Genomic DNA, 19,132 nt, shown 5'->3' on the forward strand with positions numbered 1-19,132 from the left:
ATGGGATGCGGGCTGCGGTTCGGGTCAGCCGATTTGGATGGTGAGGGTGGGGTGGCCGGTGGCGCCGTCGGGGATGACGTCGCGGCGTTCGGCGGTTTGGGTTTCGCCGGTGCCGTCGGTGGCGCGGGCGCGGAGGGTGTGGGTGCCGGGGGTGGCGTCCCAGTCGTAGACCCACTGGCGCCAGGTGTCGATGGACTGTTCGGTGGACAGGCGGGCGGGGCGCCAGTCGCCGTCGTCGACCTGCACCTCGACGGCGGTGATGCCGCGATGCTGGGCCCACGCCACGCCGGCGACGGGAATCCGGCCCGGTGGTCTGCGGACGCGGCCGCGCGGTGTGTCGATGCGGGTGCCGGTCTTGATCGGGCCGAGGGCCGACCAACCGCGGCGGGTCCAGTAGGCGGTGGCGCGGTCGAACCGGGTGACCTCCAGTTCGGTCACCCACTTGGTGGCCGAGACGTAGCCGTACAGGCCGGGCACCACCAGCCGGGCCGGATAACCGTGCGCCACCGGCAGCGGTTCGCCGTTCATGCCCACCGCGAGCAGGGCGTCGCGGCCGTCGGTGAGCACGGCCAGCGGGGTGCCCGACGTCCAGCCGTCCTTGCTGCGGGAGAGCACCATGTCGGCGTCGGGATGCGGTCCGGCCTCGGCGAGCAGTTCGTCGAGACGGTAGCCGCGCCACAGCGCGTTGCCGATGAGGTCGCCGTTCACCGGATTCGACACGCAGGCCAGCGTCACCAGCCGTTCCACCACCGGCCGCCGCGCGAGATCGCCCCAGCCGATCTGGATCTCACGATCGACCATGCCGTGGATGCGAAGCGACCAGTCCTCGATCGAGACCTGCGGCAGGAAGAGCGCGGTATCGATCCGATAGAAGTCGTCGTTGGGGGTGATGTACGGCGTCAGCCCGGGCACCCGCAGATCGGCGTCGGGCAGCAAGGAGATCGCGGGTTCGTTAGGTTGCGGCAACGTCACCGCCGCGCGCTCGCCCGAGACGTCTCCGCGCCGCGCACTCCACAGCTGCCCGCCCACCCCGGCCAGCAGAGCCAAGCCGCCGGTGATCGCCATGCCCCGCAACAGATCTCGCCGCTGCGACCCGGAGGCTATCGGCCCGGAGCCGGACGAACCTCTCCGCGCGTCGACTTTCGCTCGTGGCTCGGAGGAACTCGGCGCTGCTTCTGGCGAATGCCTGCCTTCGGTGACACCGGCGTGAGATTCCGTGGACCGGGACGCGTTGTCGGCAGGGATGGTCGATTCGCCCGGTGCTCCCGCGGTGGATGACGCGTCGCCAGCGGAATCGGTCACGGTCTTGCCGAGTTGTGATGCTGCGGCCGGGAACGTGTCCGCGATCCGCTCGGTCAGCACCCGAAGCGCGTAAACACCTGCGGCGACGCCGATTACGGCGGGTAAGGCAGCGACGAAACCGTAGCGGCTCGCGGCGAGGAAAGCGGCGAGCAAGCCGAAGAAGACGAACAGGGTGGAGCCGGTCGCGCGGTCGACGCGCTCGAGGGCGCCTGCGAGACCTGCGACGACGACGGTGACGACACCCATGCAGACGAACAGCACCGTCTTGTCGGCCGTGCCGAACGTGCTGATCGCCCACTCGCGCAGCCCGTCCGGAGTGTGGTCTACGACAGCCGAACCGAGTACGTACATCGGCGCGCTCTCGGACCGGATGAACGCGGCGAGCAGCTGCGCCACCCCGAGCGCCAGCCCGGCGGAGGCGATTCCGGCCCCCACCCGCCATCGCAGTACGGCCATGTCGCGAGCCTACTGCGCCCACCCCACCCGCGCCCGCCTTGGAGCGCGGCCCGCCAACCGCCATTCCGCTGCCGTCGTTTCCCGCTCGCCTCCGAATCCGCGGCCGTTCGCGACTTACCTCGAATTGCGCGGGCAGTGCGCACCGCACTTCGTAGGGCGCGCGCCATGGCCTACTCCTTGTGCTTGCGGTAGTAGCGAGCGACTCGGACGCGGTTCCCGCAGCGGTCGGGGGAACACCAGCGGCGTTTGGGGTGGGCGGGGAAGAAGAGGAGTACGCAGTCGTCGGCTTCGCAGCGTTTGAGTTTGGGGAGGGCGGAGTCGGTGAGGAGGTCGGCCGCGGCTTCGGCCATGACCGCTGACAGGCGCGCGGCGGATGGGGCGTCCCGGTGCGGGGTGGCGACGATCGCGGCACCGTCCCAGTGCAGACGGCGGACGGCGGGGGCGGCGGACTGGGCGGCGGTGAGCGCGCGCAGTGCGCCGGCGGGCGGTCGTTGGTCATGCAGGAGCGCGTCGAGAACGGCCGCCGTGTGGTCGCGCACCTCGTGCACGGCGGCCAAGTCGGCGGCGGTCGGGTGGTCGAGCGCCAGTTCGGGGTGACGCTCGGATTGCCGGGCGAGCCAGTCGGCCAGCTGTTCCGTGGTAGCGAGCAGATCCGTACCGAGTGGCCGGGTGTTGACCAGGTCCAGCGCCAAGGGCTCGCCGATCAGCGGGGTCGTGTCCACCAGGTAATGGTACATCTCCGTGTTGACACATTAGAAGTCGAACCGCTAGAACTAATGCATCATCACCTAGTAAAGGCATGTGAAATGTTCGAGCTGCCCCGCATCAAGCACCACACCGTCCAGGTCGACGGCGTCGAGGTCTTCTACCGCGAATCGATCCCGGCCCACCCGGACGCGCCGATCCTGTTGCTGCTGCACGGTTTTCCCTCGGGTTCGCACCAGTTCCGCGCGCTGCTGCAGGCGCTCGGCGGCCACTACCGCCTGATCGCCCCCGACTACCCGGGTTTCGGGCACACCAGCGCCCCCGCCGATTTCGAGTACAGCTTCGACCGCATCGCCGACGTGATCGAGGGCTTCGTCGAGGCCATCGACCTGCGCCGGTTCGCGATGTACGTCTTCGATTTCGGCGCACCGATCGGCTTCCGGCTCGCCCTGCGCCACCCCGAATGGATCGCCGGATTGGTGGTGCAGAACGGCAACGCCTACGAGGCCGGACTTTCCGATGGCGCCAAAGGATTCGTCGCGCTACGCCCCGAACAGGAGGGCGCCGAGGACACCATTCGCGGGCTGCTCACCCTCGAGGGCACCCGCGGCCAGTACGAGCACGGCGTGTCCGACCCCACGGTGCTCGCGCCCGAGAGCTGGCTGCTCGATCAACACTTCCTCGACCTGCCGGGCCGCAAGGAGGCGCAGGTCGCGCTGGCCTTCGACTACCGATCGAACGTCGACTCCTACCCGGAATGGCAGCGGTGGCTGCGCGAGCACACTCCGCCCACGCTCGTCGTGTGGGGCGCCGAGGATCCCTTCTTCCCCGAACCGGGCGCGCACGCCTACCTCGCCGACGTCCCCGACGCCGAACTGCACCTCTTCGACACCGGTCACTTCGCCCTGGAAACCCACCTGCCCGAGATCGCGCCGCTCATCGCGAAGTTCCTCGACCGGCTCTGATCCGGCCGCGAACCGAGCCGCGGACGAACCCGCCCGGAAACACGAAAGGCGCCGACCGTGGGACGAACCCGCGGCCAGCGCCTTTCGAGCTGCTACTAGCTGTAGATCTTCTCCACCTCGGAGGCGTACTGCTTCATCACGACGGCGCGCTTGAGCGACATCTTCGGGGTGAGCTCGCCGCCCTCCTGGGTCCAGTCGACCGCGAGGATGCGGATCTTCTTGATCTGCTCGGCGTGCGAGACCTTCTTGTTGGTGTCGGCGATGGCGGCGTCGATCTCGGCGATCAGATCGGCGTGCTCGATGAGCTTCTCGATCGCGGTGTCGGCGGGCAGCCCGTGGCGTTCCTTCCAGCCGGGCAGCGCCTCCGGGTCGAGGGTGATCAGCGCGCCGACGAACGGCTGACCGTCGCCGACCACCATCACCTGGCTGATCAGCGGGTGCGCCCGCAGCGAGTCCTCGAGCAGCGCGGGGGAGACGTTCTTGCCGCCCGCGGTGACGATGATTTCCTTCTTGCGGCCGGTGATGGTGACGAAGCCGTCGGCGTCGATGGCGCCGAGGTCGCCGGTCTTGAACCAGCCGTCCTCGAAGGCGTCCTCGGTGGCTTCCGCGTTGCCCCAGTAGCCGCCGAAAACGACCGAACCGCGCAGCAGCAGCTCGCCGTCCTCGGCGATCTTGGCGGCGTGGCCCTCGATCGGGCGGCCGACCGAACCGACGCGGATCTTCTCCGGGGTGTTCACCGTAATGGCGGCGGTGGTCTCGGTGAGGCCGTAGCCCTCGTAGATGGTCACGCCGACGCCGCGGAAGAAGTGGCCGAGGCGCGCGCCCAGCGGGCCGCCGCCGGAGACGGCCGCCTCGCACTGACCGCCGAGGGCGACCCGCAGCTTGCTGTAGACCAGCTTGTCGAACACCGTGTGCTTGAGCTTCAGCACCAGGCCGGGGCCGCCGTTGTCCAGCGCCTCGCTGTAGGCGATGGCGGTGTCCGCGGCGGCGTCGAAGATCTTGCCCTTGCCGCCGTCGTGCGCCTTCTGCTTGGAGGCGTTGAACACCTTCTCGAACACACGCGGCACCGAGAGGATGAAGTGCGGCCGGTAACTGCCGAACTGGTCGACCAGGGTGGACCAGTCGGAGGTGTGCGCGACGATCACCTTGGCGTCGAAGGCCGTCAGCGCCACCGCGCGCGCGAACACGTGCGCCAGCGGCAGGAACATCAGGGTCTTCTTGCCCTCGGTGATGTACTCCTTCAGCGCGATCCGGTCGGACTTGGACTCCGCGATGAGGTTCGCGTGGGTGAGCATGACGCCCTTGGGGCGGCCCGTGGTGCCCGAGGTGTAGATCAGGGTGGCGGGCGAGGAGGCGCCGACCTGCGCGCGGCGGTCGTGCACGACCTGGTCGTCCAGCTCGGCGCCGCGGGCGATCAGCTCGTCGATGGCGCCCTTCTCGATCTGCAGGGTTTCCTTCAGATCGGGCAGCGAGCCCGCCTCGATCTCATCGATGGTGGCGCGGTGCTTGTCGTTGTCGACGACGAGCAGCTTGGTCGCGGAGTCCTGCAGAATCCACTTGGCCTGTTCGGCGGCGGAGCTGTCGTAGATCGCGACGGTGCAGGCGCCCGCGGCCCAGATGGCGAAGTCGAGCACGGCCCACTCGTAGCGGGTGGGGGCCATGATGGCGACGCGGTCGCCGAGTTCGATGCCGGAGGCGACGATGCCCTTGGCCACCCCCGTGACAGTTTCGGCGAACTCCGCCGCCGTGACGTCCCGCCAGCCGCCGCTGCCGTTCGGCACGTTGAACAGCACCGCGTTCGGCGTCTGCTCGGCGTGGCGGAAGACGTTGTCGGAATTGTTCGCGTCATCCGGGATGGTGTAGGAAGCCGGGACTTCGAACTCTCGCATCACTGCCCTTCCACGTGGGTTTACTCGCCAGTAATCTACGACACCTTGTGCCGGTCCGTGCGATCGACTACCGAAAATCTCGCCGCTCGGTAATCGGCCGCCCGATCCGGACTCGTTCGCCATCTTTCTGCACGGCCGGACGAAGCCCATCCTGGGCCCGCGTGCGGCCGGAGCGACGACACAGGTACGCCTCGAAGGCGGTTGCCGGACGCCATCCGTCCTGAGCCTGCGCGGCCGGGGATAGCAATCATCCTAGGTCGCTCGCGCGCACCGGCTGGACGGCATCGCGCAGGAAATCGGACAGTTCGCGGAGCGCCACCGCGGCGGGCCGGAACAACCCGGCCTGTAGCTGGGCGACGTGCCACAACCCCTGGCTCTCGGTGAATCGCACCTGCACTCCCGCGCCGCGCAGCGCGGTGACCAGCGCGACGCACTGCGCGTGCAGCAGCTCGCTGACATCGACCTGCACATAGGTCGGCGGCAGTCCGCGCAGCACCCCGCGCAGCGGCGCGTAGCGGGGATCGTTCCCGTCGCCCTCGCCCAGGTAGGCGGCGGCGCAGGCGCGCGACCAACGCTTGTTGATTACCGTGTCGCTGTCGCGATCGGGGATCTCGTTGGGATCGCTCCACGGTGCGATCAGGCCGAGCGCCGCGGGGGTCATCCCGTGCTCGGCGATCAGCCGCTGCGCGGTGGCCAGGCTCAGGCCACCGCCGGCCGAATCGCCCGCGACGGCGATCTGATCGGGCCGGAAACCCTTCTCGGACACCAGTTCCAGGAACGCGGCGACGGCGTCGTCCAGACCCGAGGGGAACGGGTGCTCCGGCGCCATCCGGTAGTCGACGACGTACACCGCGCTGCCGGTGTCGCGGGCCAGCCGAGCCGCGAGCGCGCGGTGGGTGGCCGTCGACCCGACCGCGTAACCGCCGCCGTGCAGGTAGAGCACGGCGGTGGTGGGGCTGGTCGAATCGGCGACGTGCAGTTCCGCCGGACGGGCGCCGAGCCGCGTTTTGCGCACCGTGACGCCCGAAGGCATCGGCTGTAGCGGCGCGCCCAGATCCATCAGCTTGCGCTGCACCGTGAACGGCAGCCGAGCGTTGAGCATCGACCGGAAGACCGGCTTCAGCAGCACGCGGCCGACGGGCAGCGGAATATCGAACTCACGCATGGTCGTTCAGGGCAGGAAGGGCCGGTTGACGGCGGCGGCGATGCGCTGGTAGCCGGAGGCCGTGACCCGCACGAACACGTCGAGCAGCTTCGCCTCCCAGCCGATCAGTACCCGGCCGTGGCCCTTGCGTACGCCTTCGGTGATGGTCTGCGCGGCCATCTCCGGGGTGTGGATGGCCAGCTTCTTGTCGAACATGGACGCGGCCGACTTGCCGTCGATGCCCTCGGCGTAGGTGGCGTTGCGGGCCACCGCGGTCTTGATGCCGCCAGGGTGCACGCAGGTCACCTTGACCGGATGCTTGCCGACCAGCATCTCCTGGCGCAGCGACTCGGTGAAGCCGCGCACCGCGAACTTGGCCGAGTTGTACGCGCTCTGGCCCGGCACGGCGATCAGGCCGAACAGGCTGGACACGTTGACCACGTGGCCGTCGCCCGACTCGATGAGCATCGGCAGGAACGCCTTCGTTCCGTTGACGACACCCCAGAAGTCGACGTCCATGATCCGCTCGATGTCCTTGAACTCCGAACGGAGGACCTCGCCGTGGAAGGCGATGCCCGCGTTGTTGTAGACCTGGTGCACGACCCCGAAACGCGCCTTCACGGCGTCGGCGTAGAGCAGCACCGCCTCGCGCTCGGCCACGTTCAGCCGATCGGACTTCACCTCGGCTCCGAGCTTTTCGCAGCGGCCGACGGTCTCGGCGAGGCCGTCGGTGTCGATGTCGGAAAGCGCGAGCTTGGCGCCGCGCCTGGCCAGGTTCTCGGCCAGCGCGCGGCCGATGCCGGAGCCCGCTCCGGTGATGACACAGACCTTGTTCTTGAAGTAAGCGTCGTTGCTCACTGGTTCACGCTACTTTCGGTTCGGCGGGCACGGTCGTCGTCGCGTAGGCGGAGACGTCGAAATTCTTTGTCAGCCTACGGAATTGGAAGGTGAAGTCGGGCCACAGCGTCGTATTGTTGCCGTGCTTGTCCAGGTACCAGCTCGCGCAGCCGCCGGTGTTCCACACCGTCTTGCTCAGCTTGGCCTGCAGGTCCTCGTTGTAGGCGTCCTGCACTTCCCGGCGCACCTCGACGGTGCGCAGACCGAGGCGATCGACGGTGGCGAGCGCGTCGGAGATGTAGTTGATCTGGGATTCGATCATGTACACCATCGACGTGTGGCCGAGACCGACGTTCGGGCCGAGCAGGAAGAACATGTTGGGGAAGTTGGCGACCGCCGAACCCTTGTAGCCCTGCTGGCCGATCTCGTCGAAGACCTCGCTCAGCGTGCGACCGTCACGGCCGGTGATGGTCTCGTAGGTGGGCGAGTCGGTGACGTGGAAGCCGGTGGCCACGATCAGCGCGTCGATCTCGCGCTCTGTGCCGTCCTCGGTGACGATCGAGCCCGCGCGGATCTCGCGGATACCGTCGGTGACCACGTCAACGTTGTCGCGGCTCAGCGCGGGGTAGTACTCGTTGGAGATGAGCATGCGCTTGCAGCCGATGCGGAAGTCCGGGGTGACCTTCTTGCGTAGCTCGGGGTCGCGCACCTCGTACTGCAGCTTGGCCTTGGCCAGCAGCTGGAAGCCCTGCATCAGCGCGGGGAACTTGGCCAGGCCGACCACCTGGGTCTCGCGGACGGCGTAGATGGCCGCGCGGGACAGCCGCTGCACGCCGGGCACGTGCTCGAACGCGAGCCGCTCGGCCTTCAGATACGGCCGGTCCATGCGGGGCAGCAACCACGGCGCTGTCCGCTGGTAGACGTCGAGCTTGGCGACCTGCGGCGCGATGGACGGGATGATCTGGATCGCCGAGGCGCCGGTGCCGATGATGGCGACCCGCTTGCCGTTCAGGTCGGCGTCGTGGTTCCAGCGGGCGGAGTGGAAGATCTCGCCCTCGAAGGTGTTGATGCCCTTGATGTCCGGCAGGTTCGGCTCGCACAATGCGCCGACCGCGGAGACGACCGTGTCGGCGGTGAAATCGCCCTTGCTGGAGGTGATTTCCCACCGCGCGGTATCGCCGTTCCAGCGGGCGCCGGTGACGTCGCAGTCGAAGATGTGCTTGTCCAGCACGTTGTACTTCTTCGCCACGCCCTGGATGTAGGACTGGATCTCGCCCTGCCGGGAGAACGAGCGCGACCAATTCGGGTTGAGCGCAAAGGAATACGAGTACAGGTGCGAGGGGACGTCGCAGGCGGCGCCGGGGTAGGTGTTGTCCCGCCAGGTTCCGCCGACATCGCTGCCCCGCTCCAGGACCAGGTAGTCGTTGCGACCCTGCTGGCTCAGCCGGATGGCGAGACCGAGACCGGCGAAACCGCTGCCGATGATGACCGTCTTGACGTGGCGGACAGTCCGGTCGTCGCCGACAGCTTTGTCTGTAACCTTGCGACTCATGTAAGGCAGACTACGGTCTTATTGAGCACGAGTCAACAGCAATTGAACCGCGTTCAGTAGCATGAGTGCCGTGACCAGCAAAAGCTCCGGTGATAACGGCAAGCGGACCCGGTTGACCCCGGATGAACGCCGTCAGCAGTTGCTCACGCTCGGCGCCAAGATGCTCGGTGAGCGCACGATCGAGGAACTCTCGGTCAGCGAGATCGCGGCCCAGGCGGGGATCTCCCGCGGCCTGCTGTTCCACTATTTCCCGACCAAGCAGGACTTCCAGCGCGAGGTCGTCCGGCACGCCAACGCCGAACTGCTCGAGCGGGTGGCGCCGGACCGGTCGCTTGGCCTGTTCGACATGTTGCGCGATTCGATCGAGCGCTACGTCGACTACGTCAGCGAGAACCGCACGTCCTACCTCGCGCTGCTGCGCGGCCCGACCAGTGTCAGCCCCGACCTGGTCCCGTTGGTCGACCAGACCCGCGACGCCATCATCGGCCTCATCCTCGCCGAGGCGCCGACCACCGTCGACCCCACCGCGCACCCGCGTCTCATGCTCGGCATGCGCGGCTGGATTGCCTTCGTCGAGGAAACCACCCTCACCTGGTTGCGTACCGAGCCGATCACCCGCGAGGAACTGATCGACCTGCTGGTGGAATCCCTGCTCACGCTGGCCCTCGCCCTGAATCCGGAGCTCGGCGCGGCATTGCAGGGGTGAGTAGGGTAGCGGGCCGACCCGGTCGGTGATGTGTGGCGACCGGGTCGATCGAGTCGGTGTGCGATCGGCTATGTAGCGGACCGCTCGTTGTTCCGGCGGTCGGCGAGTTCGGCGTCGGCGCGGAAGGGGTTGTGGTCCATGGCCGCGAGCTCGTCGAGCGCCGCGCGCCGACGGGCCGGATCGGCGTCGTGCGCGGGGTGAGCGGCCGTGGGATCGGCCCACATCTCACGTACGATCGCTTCGATGTCCCACGTCGGCCGCCAGCCGAGTTCCCTTGCGGCGCGGGAACTGTCGCGGCGCAAGGGAAGTTGTTGCCGTGCGGGTTCAGTTCGGCGCGATTCGCAACTGGTTCAGCTCGGGTACTGCCCGCTTGATGGTCATGAAGTCGCCGTCGTTGTGCACCACCGTCGCGCCGTAGCGGAGGGCGACCGCGGCGATTTGGACATCGGTGGTCTGCGCCCCGCGGCCAGCGCCGATCTTCCACAGTGCTGTCCGGATCCGGGCTACTTCGGCTTCCACGCGGTCGTCGGTCTCCAGCCATAAGAACACCGAGCCGTACAACTCCGAGATGAACGCCAAGTCTTTCCTGTTCCGCGCGCTGAACCGCGCCTCGTCCATCGTCACCGCGGACGAGCACAGGGCGCCGATCACCGCCAGCTTGTTCACCTTTTCCTTGACGCCGGGATTGGTTCGGAAGTGCGACATGACCGACTGATCGATGAGGTATCGCGGCCGTATCGAAGGCTCTGTCATCCGGCGGCCGCGACCTCGTCGGCGAGCTCGTCCTCGGTCAGGAATGGGTTGTGATCCATCCTGGCGAGTCGCGCCAATGCCTCGCGCTGGCGATAGCCTTGAACGAGTTCGTTCATCGCGAGATTGATCACTGCCTTCTTCGTCGCCAAGCCGGTGAGGCGCAGGGCTTCGGCCAAGAGCTCATCGGGGATCTCGACAGTCGTAGCCATCTGACCTCCATATTGTGAATTCGGTGTATTCATAATATCAGAGATTCGTAATATGCATCCGACTGGCTGGGCGTGTGGCAAGAACCCGCTACCCGTGATCAGCCGAGGAACGGCGCCAGCTGCGGCACCGCCTCGACGGGGTGTTCGGCCTGGATCTCCTCGTCGATCGAACGGAACACCCAACCCTGTTGCGCGCGAACGAGTTTGCCCGCCAGGAAACCGGTGTGCGCATGGATCTTGCTGAGGTTGTAGCGGGCGATCTCGGTCTTCGACATGCCGTCGACGACGCGGCAGAACGCGTTCTGGATCCGTTCGAACGTCTGGCCGGTGTAGCAGGTCACCAGGAAGAACACCGTGGTGACCTGCGGAGCGATCCTGGTCAGGTCGAGCGTGATGGTCTCGTCGTCGCCTTCTCCCTCGCCGGTCGTGTTGTCACCGAGGAGCCGGACCGACCCGTCCTGCGACGTCAGCTGCTCGTGGTACACCACGTCGACGATCGCGTCCCCCGCGAACAGCAGCGCCGCCGCGTTCAAGTCGATGTCCTTCGTTTCCCCCGGCAGCCATCGCCGTTTGGCCGCCGGATCCCATCCAACCGCCATCGTCACGAGGGCCAGGGCACGCCCACCCGCATTGGGAAGCACTCTCCACCAATCCCTTCCGCGGCGCGCCCCTCGCGCCACGCCACCACCCTAGAAGCTGGCGCGCCTGCGCATCGCCACATCCGCCCTGGCATTGCCATTTCCCTACCGAGCGAAGAGAAATGGTTCTCACGGGAGAGGAATGGATGGCCGACACGCCGCCCCAACCACCGTTCCTTTCCCGACGTCCGACCGTGGAAACGGCAAACGCCGGGGCGAAACCAGCTGGGGAACCAGCGATTTCGCGCCCGGCGTTCGGTGCGGCTAGAGATTAGCTGGTGGGTGCGAACGCCTCCCCGATGATCTCCGCCTGCTCGACGGCGTGCACCTTGGACGAACCCGAGGACGGGGCCGACATGGCGCGGCGGGAGATGCGGCGGAGTTTGCCGAGCCGGTCAGGGAGCAGGTCGGGGAGGTTGAGGCCGAAGAAGGGCCAGGCGCCCTGGTTCGCCGGTTCCTCCTGGACCCATGCGATGTCGGTCGCGTTCGGGTACCCCTCGAGGGCTTCGTTCAGGCGGAACTTGGGCAGCGGGTAGAGCTGCTCGATCCGCACGATGGCGATGTCCTCGCGCTTCTGCTTGGTCTTCTCGGCGACCAGCTCGTAGTAGAGCTTGCCGCTGGTCATCAGCACTCGCTTGACCTTGGCGCGATCGCCGACGCCCTGCTCGTAGGTGGGCTCGTCGAACACCGAGTGGAACTTGGACTCGGTGAAGTCCTTGAGGTCCGACACCACGGCCTTGTTGCGCAGCATCGACTTCGGGGTGAAGACGATCAGCGGACGACGGATGCCGTCGTGCGCGTGGCGGCGCAGCAGGTGGAAGTAGTTCGCCGGGGTGGACGGCACCGCGACGGTCATCGAGCCTTCGGCGCACAGCTGCAGGAAGCGCTCGATGCGGCCGGAGGTGTGGTCCGGGCCCTGACCCTCGTGGCCGTGCGGCAGCAGCAGCACGACGTCGGAGAGCTGGCCCCACTTGGCCTCACCGGAGGAGATGAACTCGTCGATGATGGACTGCGCGCCGTTGACGAAGTCACCGAACTGCGCCTCCCAGAGCACCAGCGCGTCCGGGTTGCCCAGCGAGTAGCCGTATTCGAAACCGACAGCGGCGAATTCGCTCAGCGCCGAGTCGTGCACCGCGAACCACCCCGGCTTCTCGCTGCCGATATTGTGCAGCGGGGTGTACTCCTCGGCGGACTTGCGGTCGATGATCACCGCGTGGCGCTGGGTGAAGGTGCCGCGGCGCGAGTCCTGACCGGTCAGGCGCACCGCGCGGCCCTCGTCGATCAGCGTGCCGAAGGCCATCAGCTCGGCGAAGGCCCAGTCGACCTTGCCCTCGTAGGCCATCTCGCGGCGCTTCTCCAGCACCGGCTTGACGCGCGGGTGCACGTTGAAGCCGTCGGGCACGTTGAGGAACGCGTCGCCGATGCGCTGCAGCACCGCCTTGTCGACCGCGGTCTGCACGGTCGCGGGCACCTTCTGGTCGTCCTCGACCGACTCGCTCGGCTCCGGCGGGAACTTCTCCAGTTCGCGGACCTCGTTGAACACGCGCTCCAGCTGGCCCTGGTAGTCGCGCAGCGCGTCCTCGGCCTCTTTCATGGAGATGTCGCCACGGCCGATCAGGCTCTCGGTGTAGCTCTTGCGCACCGAGCGCTTGGTGTCGATGACGTCGTACATGTACGGCTGGGTCATCGACGGGTCGTCGCCCTCGTTGTGACCGCGACGGCGGTAGCAGATCAGGTCGATGACCACGTCCTTGCGGAACTTCTGGCGGAAGTCGACGGCGAGACGCGCCACCCAGTCGCACGCCTCGGGGTCGTCGCCGTTCACGTGGAAGATCGGCGCGCCGATGAACTTGGCGATGTCGGTGGAGTATTCGGTGGAGCGGCTGTTCTCCGGCGAGGTGGTGAAGCCGATCTGGTTGTTCACCACGATGTGGATGGTGCCGCCGACCCGGTAGCCGCGCAGACCCGAGAGGTTCAGCGTCTCGGCGACCACGCCCTGGCCCGCGAACGCGGCGTCACCGTGCAGCATCAGCGGCATGACGGAGAAGCCCTCGGGGCCGTCGCCCTTGTCGAGCAGGTCCTGCTTGGCGCGGACCAGACCCTCGAGCACCGGGTCGACCGCCTCCAGGTGCGACGGGTTGGCGGTCAGCGAGACATCGATCTCGTTGTCGCCGAACATCTGCAGGTAGGTGCCGCGCGCGCCGAGGTGATACTTCACGTCGCCGGAGCCGTGCGTGGCGGCCGGGTTCATGTTGCCCTCGAACTCGGTGAAGATCTTCGAGTAGGGCTTGCCGACGATGTTGGCGAGCACGTTGAGGCGGCCGCGGTGCGGCATGCCGATCACGACCTCGTCGAGTGAGTGCTCGGCGCTCTGGTCGATGACCGCGTCCATCATCGAGATGACCGCTTCGGCGCCTTCCAGCGAGAAGCGCTTCTGGCCGACGTACTTGGTCTGCAGGAAGGTCTCGAAGGCCTCGGCCGCGTTCAGCCGGTTCAGGATGTACTTCTGTTGCGCGACAGTCGGCTTGACGTGCTTCTGCTCGACGCGTTCCTGGATCCACTGCAGCTGATCGGTTTCCAGGATGTGCATGTACTCCACGCCGATGTGGCGGCAGTAGGCGTCGCGCAGCACCGAGAGCACGTCGCGCAGCTTCATCCGCTCTTCGTTGTGGAAGCCCGCGACCGCGAACTCGCGGTCCAGGTCCCACAGCGTGAGCCCGTGCTGGGTGACGTCGAGGTCAGGGTGGCTGCGGAACTTGTCCTTGATCAGGCGCAGCGGATCGGTGTCGGCCATCAGGTGGCCGCGGTTGCGGTAGGCGGCGATCAGCTCGAGCACGCGCGAGCTCTTGTCGACGCCGCGCTCCTTGATGTCCTTGCGCCAGCGCACCGGCTCGTACGGCACGCCGAGGCCGTGGAAGATCTCGTCGTAGAACTCGTCGGAGATCAGCAGCTGGTGGATGGTGCGCAGGAAGTCGCCGGACTCCGCGCCCTGGATGATGCGGTGGTCGTAGGTGGAGGTCAGCGTCATCAGTTTGCCGACGCCCAGATCGGCGACGCGCTCGTCGCTCATGCCCTGGAACTCGGCCGGATACTCCATGGCGCCCGCGCCGATGATCGCGCCCTGGCCGTTCATCAGGCGGGGGACCGAGTGCACGGTGCCGATGGTGCCCGGGTTGGTCAGCGAGATGGTGACGCCGGAGAAGTCCTCGGCGGTCAGTTTGCCGTCGCGGGCGCGCCGCACGATGTCCTCGTAGGCGGTGTGGAACTGGCCGAAGGTCATGGCCTCGGAGCCCTTGATGGCCGCGACGACCAGCGAGCGGCTGCCGTCCTTGCCCGGCAGGTCGATGGCGAGGCCGAGGTTGGTGTGCGCGGGGGTGACCGCGTTCGGCTTGCCGTCGATCTCGGCGAAGTGCCGGTTCAGGTTCGGGAACTTCTTCACCGCCTGCACGATGGCGTAGCCGAGCAGGTGGGTGAAGGAGATCTTGCCGCCTCGGGTGCGGGCCAGGTGGTTGTTGATGACCAGACGGTTGTCGATCATCAGCTTGGCCGGGATGGCGCGCACCGAGGTCGCGGTGGGGATGGCCAGCGAGGCGGACATGTTCTTGACGACCGCGGCGGCGGCGCCACGCAGCACCTTCGCCTCGTCGGACGCCTCGGCGGGCTTGGGGCCGCCGGAAGTCGGTGCCGCGTTCGAGGTCGGCGCCGGGGTGGTCTGGGGGGCACGCGCGGTGACCTTGGCCGCAGCCGCAGGCTTCGCGGCGGCCGGAGCGGGCGCGGGCTTTGCGGCGGCCGGGGCGGGCTTCGCGGCCGGGGCGGGAGCCGGGGCAGCCGTCGCAGGCGCGGGAGCCGGGGCTGCGTTCGGGGTCGCGGCGGTGGACTGCGAGTTGGTGGCTTCGCCGCTCGCTTCGGGGGTGTAGTCGGCGAGGAACTCGTGCCAACTCTCATCGACAGACGATGGATCCTCTTTGTACTTCAGATACATCTCGTCGACTAGCCACTGGTTCTGTCCGAACTGGGAAGTTGAGCTGCTCACAGCAGGTGTTCGCCTCATTTCGTTCTTCGCGCTGCGACGTTTGTGACGTGCCCGGCATGGGGGATCAGCGGATGCGCGCCGATGGACCCTCTGTCGAGGATATGCCCAGCAGCAAATCGACGAAGCTACCCACCACCGGACAGACCCAAACTCTTCTGTGCAGACTCGTCCTGGTCCGAGAATATTCCTCCGGTTTCGCGGGCCGCCGCCCAGAGTCGGGTATAGGTTCCGCCCGCCGCGAGCAGGTCGGCGTGGGTGCCGAATTCGGTGATCCGGCCGCGCTCGACGACCGCGATTCGATCGGCCCGCGCGGCCGTGCCGAGCCGGTGCGCGACGACGACCGTGGTGCGTCCCCGGGCCAGCGATCTGCTCGCTACCAGCACGGATGCCTCGGTCTCCTGGTCGAGTGTCGCGGTGGCCTCGTCGAGCAGCAACAGGTCGGGACCGACCAGTTCGGCCCTGGCCAGGGCGATCAACTGACGCTGTCCGGCCGACAGCCCGCGCCCGCGTTCGCCGATAGGTTGCCGCAGTCCGAAGGGAAGCGCAGCGATCATGCCGGCCGCGCCAACGGCCGCGGCGGCCGCGCGAATCTCCGCCTCTGTTGCGGAAGGTTGTCCGAATGCAATGTTGCTGGCCACGTCGCCGGTGAAGAGGTGAGCTTCTTGGGGCACGATCCCGAGCCGGGACCGGTAGTCGGTGAGGCGGTACTCGCGAATGTCGACGCCGTCGACGACGATCGCCCCTCTTGACACATCCGCGATGGGCCGGGCATCGCTGACCGAGACGGCGTCGGGTTCCGCGCCCGCGTCGAGAGACGAGCGCGGCAGGTCGTAGAGGCGGGCCAGCAGCTTGACGATCGTCGACTTGCCCGCGCCCGTCGGCCCGACCAGCGCCAGAGTGGACCCGACCGGGATGCGGAGGTCGACATCGTGCAGCGCCGGGGTCTCGGTTCCTGGATAGCGGAAGTGCACGTGATCGAGCGCGACCTCGCCGCGCAGACCGTCGGTGATCGCCACGGCGTGCGGCGGATCCGCCGCGATCGACGACGGGGTGCGCAGCAGCTCGCCGATCCGGCGCAGTCCGACTCTGGCCTGCTGGTAGCCGTCGAAGACCTGGGACAGCTGCGTGATCGGCCCGAACATCAGCTCTAGGTAGAGCACGAAAGCGACCAGCGTGCCCGTGGTCGTCGCACCGACCGCGACCTCGCGGGCGCCGACGAACACCACCGCGGCCAGCGCCAGATCGGCCCAGGCGATGACGAAGGCGAAATACAGCGCGATCGCCCGCTGCGCCCGCATCCTGGCGTTGCGATAGCGCTCGGAGTATTCGGCGAAGCGTCGCGCGGCGCGGGGTTCGTGCCGGTTGGCCTGCACCGCGCGCAAGCCGGTGACGTTCTCCTGGAAGTCGGCGTTCACCGTCGAGACACGTTCCCGCGACACGGTGTACGCGGTGGAGGAGAAGCGCCGGAACAACACCGTCGCCACGATCAGCGGCGGCAGCGCCAGCAGCGCGACCACCGCCAGCGAGACATCGATGACGAGCAGCGCCGCCACGATGCCGAGCAGGGTGAGCGCGCCGATGAGGGTGGTGGCCACGCCCGTCTGCAGGAAGCTCGACAGCGCGTCCACGTCGGTGGTCATCCTGGTCATGATCCGCCCGGACAGTTCCCGCTCGTAGTAGTCGAGGCCGAGCCGCTGCAAATGCGCGTAGCTGCGCACGCGCAGGCCGTAGAGGACGCGCTCGCCGGTGCGCGAGGTGAGCACGATAGTCGTCGCGCCGACCGCGAAACCCGCCGCGACCAGCGCGACGCCGAGGCCCGCCGCGAGCAGGAGCGCGTCGGACCGCCCGGCGGTCACGCCCGTGTCGATGGCGTAGCGAACCAGCGCGGGAAAGGCCACGCCGACGAGCGCGTCCAGCGCGAGCAGGCTCACCACGGTCAGCACCAGCAAGCGCACCGGGCGCAGCAGTCGCGCGAGACGGAAGCCGGGATCGGGCTCGCGCAGCTCGCGGTCGTCCAGGCCGGGTTCTTCGGTGGCGGGTGGCAACCGCTCGATGGTCCGGCGCAGCTCGGGGGTCTCGGCCAGGTCTGCGGCCGCGCCGAAACCGCCGCCCATCCGGCCCGCTACCCGGGGTTTGCGCGCCGATTCGCCGGGTTCCTCCGTCGCGGGTGACGGTAGCTGGGCGGGTGCGGGCAGCCGGATCACCCGGTCGGCGTGGGCGAGAGTCGATTCGCGGTGCGCAAGCACGATCGTGGTGCGGCCGCCATGATCGGGCAGTGTGTCGAAAATGGCGGCCTCGGTGACGGCGTCCACCGCCGAGGTGGCGTCGTCCAGAACGAGGATGCGCGGGCGGGCCAGCAGCGCCCTGGCCAGTGCGATGCGCTGGCGCTGGCCACCGGAGAGGGTGAGCCCGCGCTCGCCGACGACGGTGTCGTACCCGTCGGGCAGTTCGCCGATGAACTCGTCGGCGGCGGCCAGCTTGGCAGCCTGTCTGATCTCGGCGTCGGTGGCGTCCGGTAGGCCGAGCGCGATGTTGGCGGCGATGGTGTCGGAGAACAGGAACGGGTCGTCGAACACCACGCCGACGGCGGCGCGCAGGTCGACGGCGGCCACGCCGGCGATGTCCACCGGTTCCGCGTCGGCCCCGAAGAGCCGGATGCGCCCGGCGTCGGGCGCGTAGAAGCGCGGCAGCAGCAGCGACAGAGTCGTCTTGCCCGAACCGGCCGGGCCGATGATCGCGACCGTCTCGCCGGGACGCACGGTCAGGTCGAGGTCGCGCAGGATCGGCACGCCGGGGTCGAATCCGAAGGTGAGCGAGTCGATCTCGATGCCGAGCGGGCCGTCCGGCAGGCCGGCGGGCGCGGGCGGGTCGGCGATCACCGGCGCGGTGTCGATGACCTGGAAGACGCGTTCGGCGGCGGCGCGGGTCAGCTGCGCCAGAATGACCACCGACGACATGGCTCGGGTGGCCGAGGTCATGGTGGCCACGTAGGCGGCGAAGGCGAGGAACGTGCCGAGCCCGATGGAGCCCTCCAGCGCGAGCCACCCGCCGAAGGCGATCACCCCGACCAGCCCGGCCTGCGGAATCGCGGCCACCACCGGCGCGAAGCGGGCGTCGACCCGCGCGGCGCGCATGCGTTCGGCATAGAGCTTGCGGCCGTGCCCTTCCAGCACGTCGACCATCCGGGCCTCCTGCCCGAAGCCCTTCACCACCCGCACCCCGGTGACCGTCTCCTCGACGTGCTGGGCCAGGTCGGCGGCCCGCTGCTGGGCCGACCAGGTGGCCGCGAACAGCAGCGGCCGCATCCGGTACACCACCGCCGCGATGCCGGGCACCACGAGCAGGGCGACCACCGCCAGCGGCGGCGAGAGCCACAGCATCACGCACGCGGCGAGCAGGAACTGCAACAGCGCCATCCCGGAGAGCGGAACCATCGCCAGTAGTCCCTGGACCAACTGGAGATCCGTGATCGAGCGAGACACCACCTGCCCCGTGCGCAGCGCGTCCTGACCCGCGCCGTCCAGTCGTTGCAGCGAACCGAGCAATCGCACCCGCAGGCCGTGCTGGACGTCGAGCGAGAGCCTGCCCGCGAGCAGCCGCCTGCCGAACGCCGCGCCGAACCGGCCTGCGGCGAGCAGCGCGAGCAGTGCCGCGATCACTCCGATCACCCCGGTGTCGCCGACGCCGGCCGCGTCGACCGCACGCTTCGTCAGCAGCGGCGCGGCCACCTCCACCAGCGCACCCGCCAGAACCGCGGCCAGAACGCCCGCGATGGTGCCGGGATGCGACCGGCTCTCGTCCCACAGCCGCCGTATCCAGCCCCGCCCCGTCGTACTCCGCTCAGTCAATTGCGCCGTTCACCGTCCGCTCGTCGAACTCCCTCTACGAAGGTAACGACGCTCGGCGACACACCGCTTGTTCCCGGAGTCTGTCCTGTGCCCTT

Annotated in this window: 14 protein-coding genes; 2 read left to right on the forward strand and 12 right to left on the reverse strand. The window is 68.2% G+C overall.

Annotation, left to right across the window (positions count from 1 at the left end):
• Positions 1-24: 24 nt before the first annotated feature.
• A complete protein-coding gene (locus AB0H50_RS17070; RefSeq protein ID WP_357452872.1) occupies positions 25-1,758 on the reverse strand; it encodes a molybdopterin-dependent oxidoreductase in 1,734 nt (577 codons plus the stop codon).
• Positions 1,759-1,928: 170 nt separating this feature from the next.
• Entirely contained in the window at positions 1,929-2,480 is a 552-nt protein-coding gene (locus AB0H50_RS17075) for an ABATE domain-containing protein (RefSeq protein WP_357452875.1), read from the reverse strand.
• Between the two features lie 84 nt (positions 2,481-2,564).
• Between AB0H50_RS17075 and AB0H50_RS17080 the strand changes: the two genes are divergently transcribed.
• Positions 2,565-3,428, forward strand: a complete 864-nt coding sequence (locus AB0H50_RS17080) for an alpha/beta hydrolase (protein WP_357452878.1) — start codon at positions 2,565-2,567, stop codon at positions 3,426-3,428.
• A 95-nt stretch (positions 3,429-3,523) separates the two neighbouring features.
• Here the strand turns inward: AB0H50_RS17080 and AB0H50_RS17085 are convergent, their stop codons facing one another.
• The 4 genes from AB0H50_RS17085 to AB0H50_RS17100 form a co-directional block, all read right to left on the reverse strand.
• The gene (locus tag AB0H50_RS17085; RefSeq protein WP_357452881.1) at positions 3,524-5,317 is read right to left on the reverse strand and encodes a long-chain fatty acid--CoA ligase; all 1,794 of its coding nucleotides are present in this window, start codon (positions 5,315-5,317) and stop codon (positions 3,524-3,526) included.
• Between the two features lie 247 nt (positions 5,318-5,564).
• A complete protein-coding gene (locus AB0H50_RS17090) occupies positions 5,565-6,482 on the reverse strand; it encodes an alpha/beta hydrolase (protein ID WP_357452884.1) in 918 nt (305 codons plus the stop codon).
• 6 nt (positions 6,483-6,488) lie between these two features.
• Positions 6,489-7,319, reverse strand: coding sequence for an SDR family NAD(P)-dependent oxidoreductase (locus AB0H50_RS17095; protein ID WP_357452887.1), 831 nt, complete (start codon positions 7,317-7,319; stop codon positions 6,489-6,491).
• 4 nt (positions 7,320-7,323) lie between these two features.
• Complete coding sequence (locus AB0H50_RS17100; protein ID WP_357452890.1) at positions 7,324-8,850, reverse strand: NAD(P)/FAD-dependent oxidoreductase; 1,527 nt, start codon at positions 8,848-8,850, stop codon at positions 7,324-7,326.
• Between the two features lie 61 nt (positions 8,851-8,911).
• Here AB0H50_RS17100 and AB0H50_RS17105 point away from each other — a divergent pair, with 61 nt between their 5' ends.
• Positions 8,912-9,556: a TetR/AcrR family transcriptional regulator gene (locus AB0H50_RS17105; RefSeq protein ID WP_357452893.1), complete on the forward strand. Its 645-nt coding sequence runs from the start codon at positions 8,912-8,914 to the stop codon at positions 9,554-9,556.
• Between the two features lie 68 nt (positions 9,557-9,624).
• Here the strand turns inward: AB0H50_RS17105 and AB0H50_RS17110 are convergent, their stop codons facing one another.
• From AB0H50_RS17110 to AB0H50_RS17135, 6 genes are all read right to left on the reverse strand, one after another.
• Positions 9,625-9,858 carry a hypothetical protein gene (locus tag AB0H50_RS17110; protein ID WP_357452895.1) on the reverse strand — a complete coding sequence of 78 codons (234 nt, stop codon included), beginning with the start codon at positions 9,856-9,858 and terminating at the stop codon, positions 9,625-9,627.
• Positions 9,859-9,880: 22 nt separating this feature from the next.
• Positions 9,881-10,309 (reverse strand): PIN domain-containing protein, encoded by a 429-nt coding sequence (locus tag AB0H50_RS17115; RefSeq protein WP_357452898.1) that lies wholly within the window; start codon positions 10,307-10,309, stop codon positions 9,881-9,883.
• Positions 10,306-10,518: a type II toxin-antitoxin system VapB family antitoxin gene (locus AB0H50_RS17120; RefSeq protein WP_357452901.1), complete on the reverse strand. Its 213-nt coding sequence runs from the start codon at positions 10,516-10,518 to the stop codon at positions 10,306-10,308. Before AB0H50_RS17120 ends, AB0H50_RS17115 begins: the two co-directional genes overlap by 4 nt.
• A gap of 98 nt (positions 10,519-10,616) precedes the next feature.
• A complete protein-coding gene (locus AB0H50_RS17125) occupies positions 10,617-11,123 on the reverse strand; it encodes a TerD family protein (protein WP_357452904.1) in 507 nt (168 codons plus the stop codon).
• A gap of 304 nt (positions 11,124-11,427) precedes the next feature.
• Positions 11,428-15,207, reverse strand: a complete 3,780-nt coding sequence (locus tag AB0H50_RS17130) for a multifunctional oxoglutarate decarboxylase/oxoglutarate dehydrogenase thiamine pyrophosphate-binding subunit/dihydrolipoyllysine-residue succinyltransferase subunit (protein ID WP_357452907.1) — start codon at positions 15,205-15,207, stop codon at positions 11,428-11,430.
• 107 nt (positions 15,208-15,314) lie between these two features.
• The gene (locus tag AB0H50_RS17135; RefSeq protein ID WP_357452909.1) at positions 15,315-19,037 is read right to left on the reverse strand and encodes an ABC transporter ATP-binding protein; all 3,723 of its coding nucleotides are present in this window, start codon (positions 19,035-19,037) and stop codon (positions 15,315-15,317) included.
• Positions 19,038-19,132: the final 95 nt, after the last annotated feature.

This window comes from Nocardia sp. NPDC050793 (assembly GCF_040654065.1).
Classification (GTDB): Bacteria; Actinomycetota; Actinomycetes; order Mycobacteriales; family Mycobacteriaceae; genus Nocardia.

Bases quoted from the DNA above. Each gene is read 5' to 3' on its own strand.
- AB0H50_RS17070 (WP_357452872.1), bottom strand. From the start codon at position 1,758: ATGGCCGTACTGCGATGGCGGGTGGGGGCCGGAATCGCCTCCGCCGGG.
- AB0H50_RS17080 (WP_357452878.1), top strand. From the start codon at position 2,565: ATGTTCGAGCTGCCCCGCATCAAGCACCACACCGTCCAGGTCGACGGC.
- AB0H50_RS17085 (WP_357452881.1), bottom strand. From the start codon at position 5,317: ATGCGAGAGTTCGAAGTCCCGGCTTCCTACACCATCCCGGATGACGCG.
- AB0H50_RS17090 (WP_357452884.1), bottom strand. From the start codon at position 6,482: ATGCGTGAGTTCGATATTCCGCTGCCCGTCGGCCGCGTGCTGCTGAAG.
- AB0H50_RS17100 (WP_357452890.1), bottom strand. From the start codon at position 8,850: ATGAGTCGCAAGGTTACAGACAAAGCTGTCGGCGACGACCGGACTGTC.
- AB0H50_RS17105 (WP_357452893.1), top strand. From the start codon at position 8,912: ATGAGTGCCGTGACCAGCAAAAGCTCCGGTGATAACGGCAAGCGGACC.
- AB0H50_RS17115 (WP_357452898.1), bottom strand. From the start codon at position 10,309: ATGACAGAGCCTTCGATACGGCCGCGATACCTCATCGATCAGTCGGTC.
- AB0H50_RS17120 (WP_357452901.1), bottom strand. From the start codon at position 10,518: ATGGCTACGACTGTCGAGATCCCCGATGAGCTCTTGGCCGAAGCCCTG.
- AB0H50_RS17130 (WP_357452907.1), bottom strand. From the start codon at position 15,207: ATGAGGCGAACACCTGCTGTGAGCAGCTCAACTTCCCAGTTCGGACAG.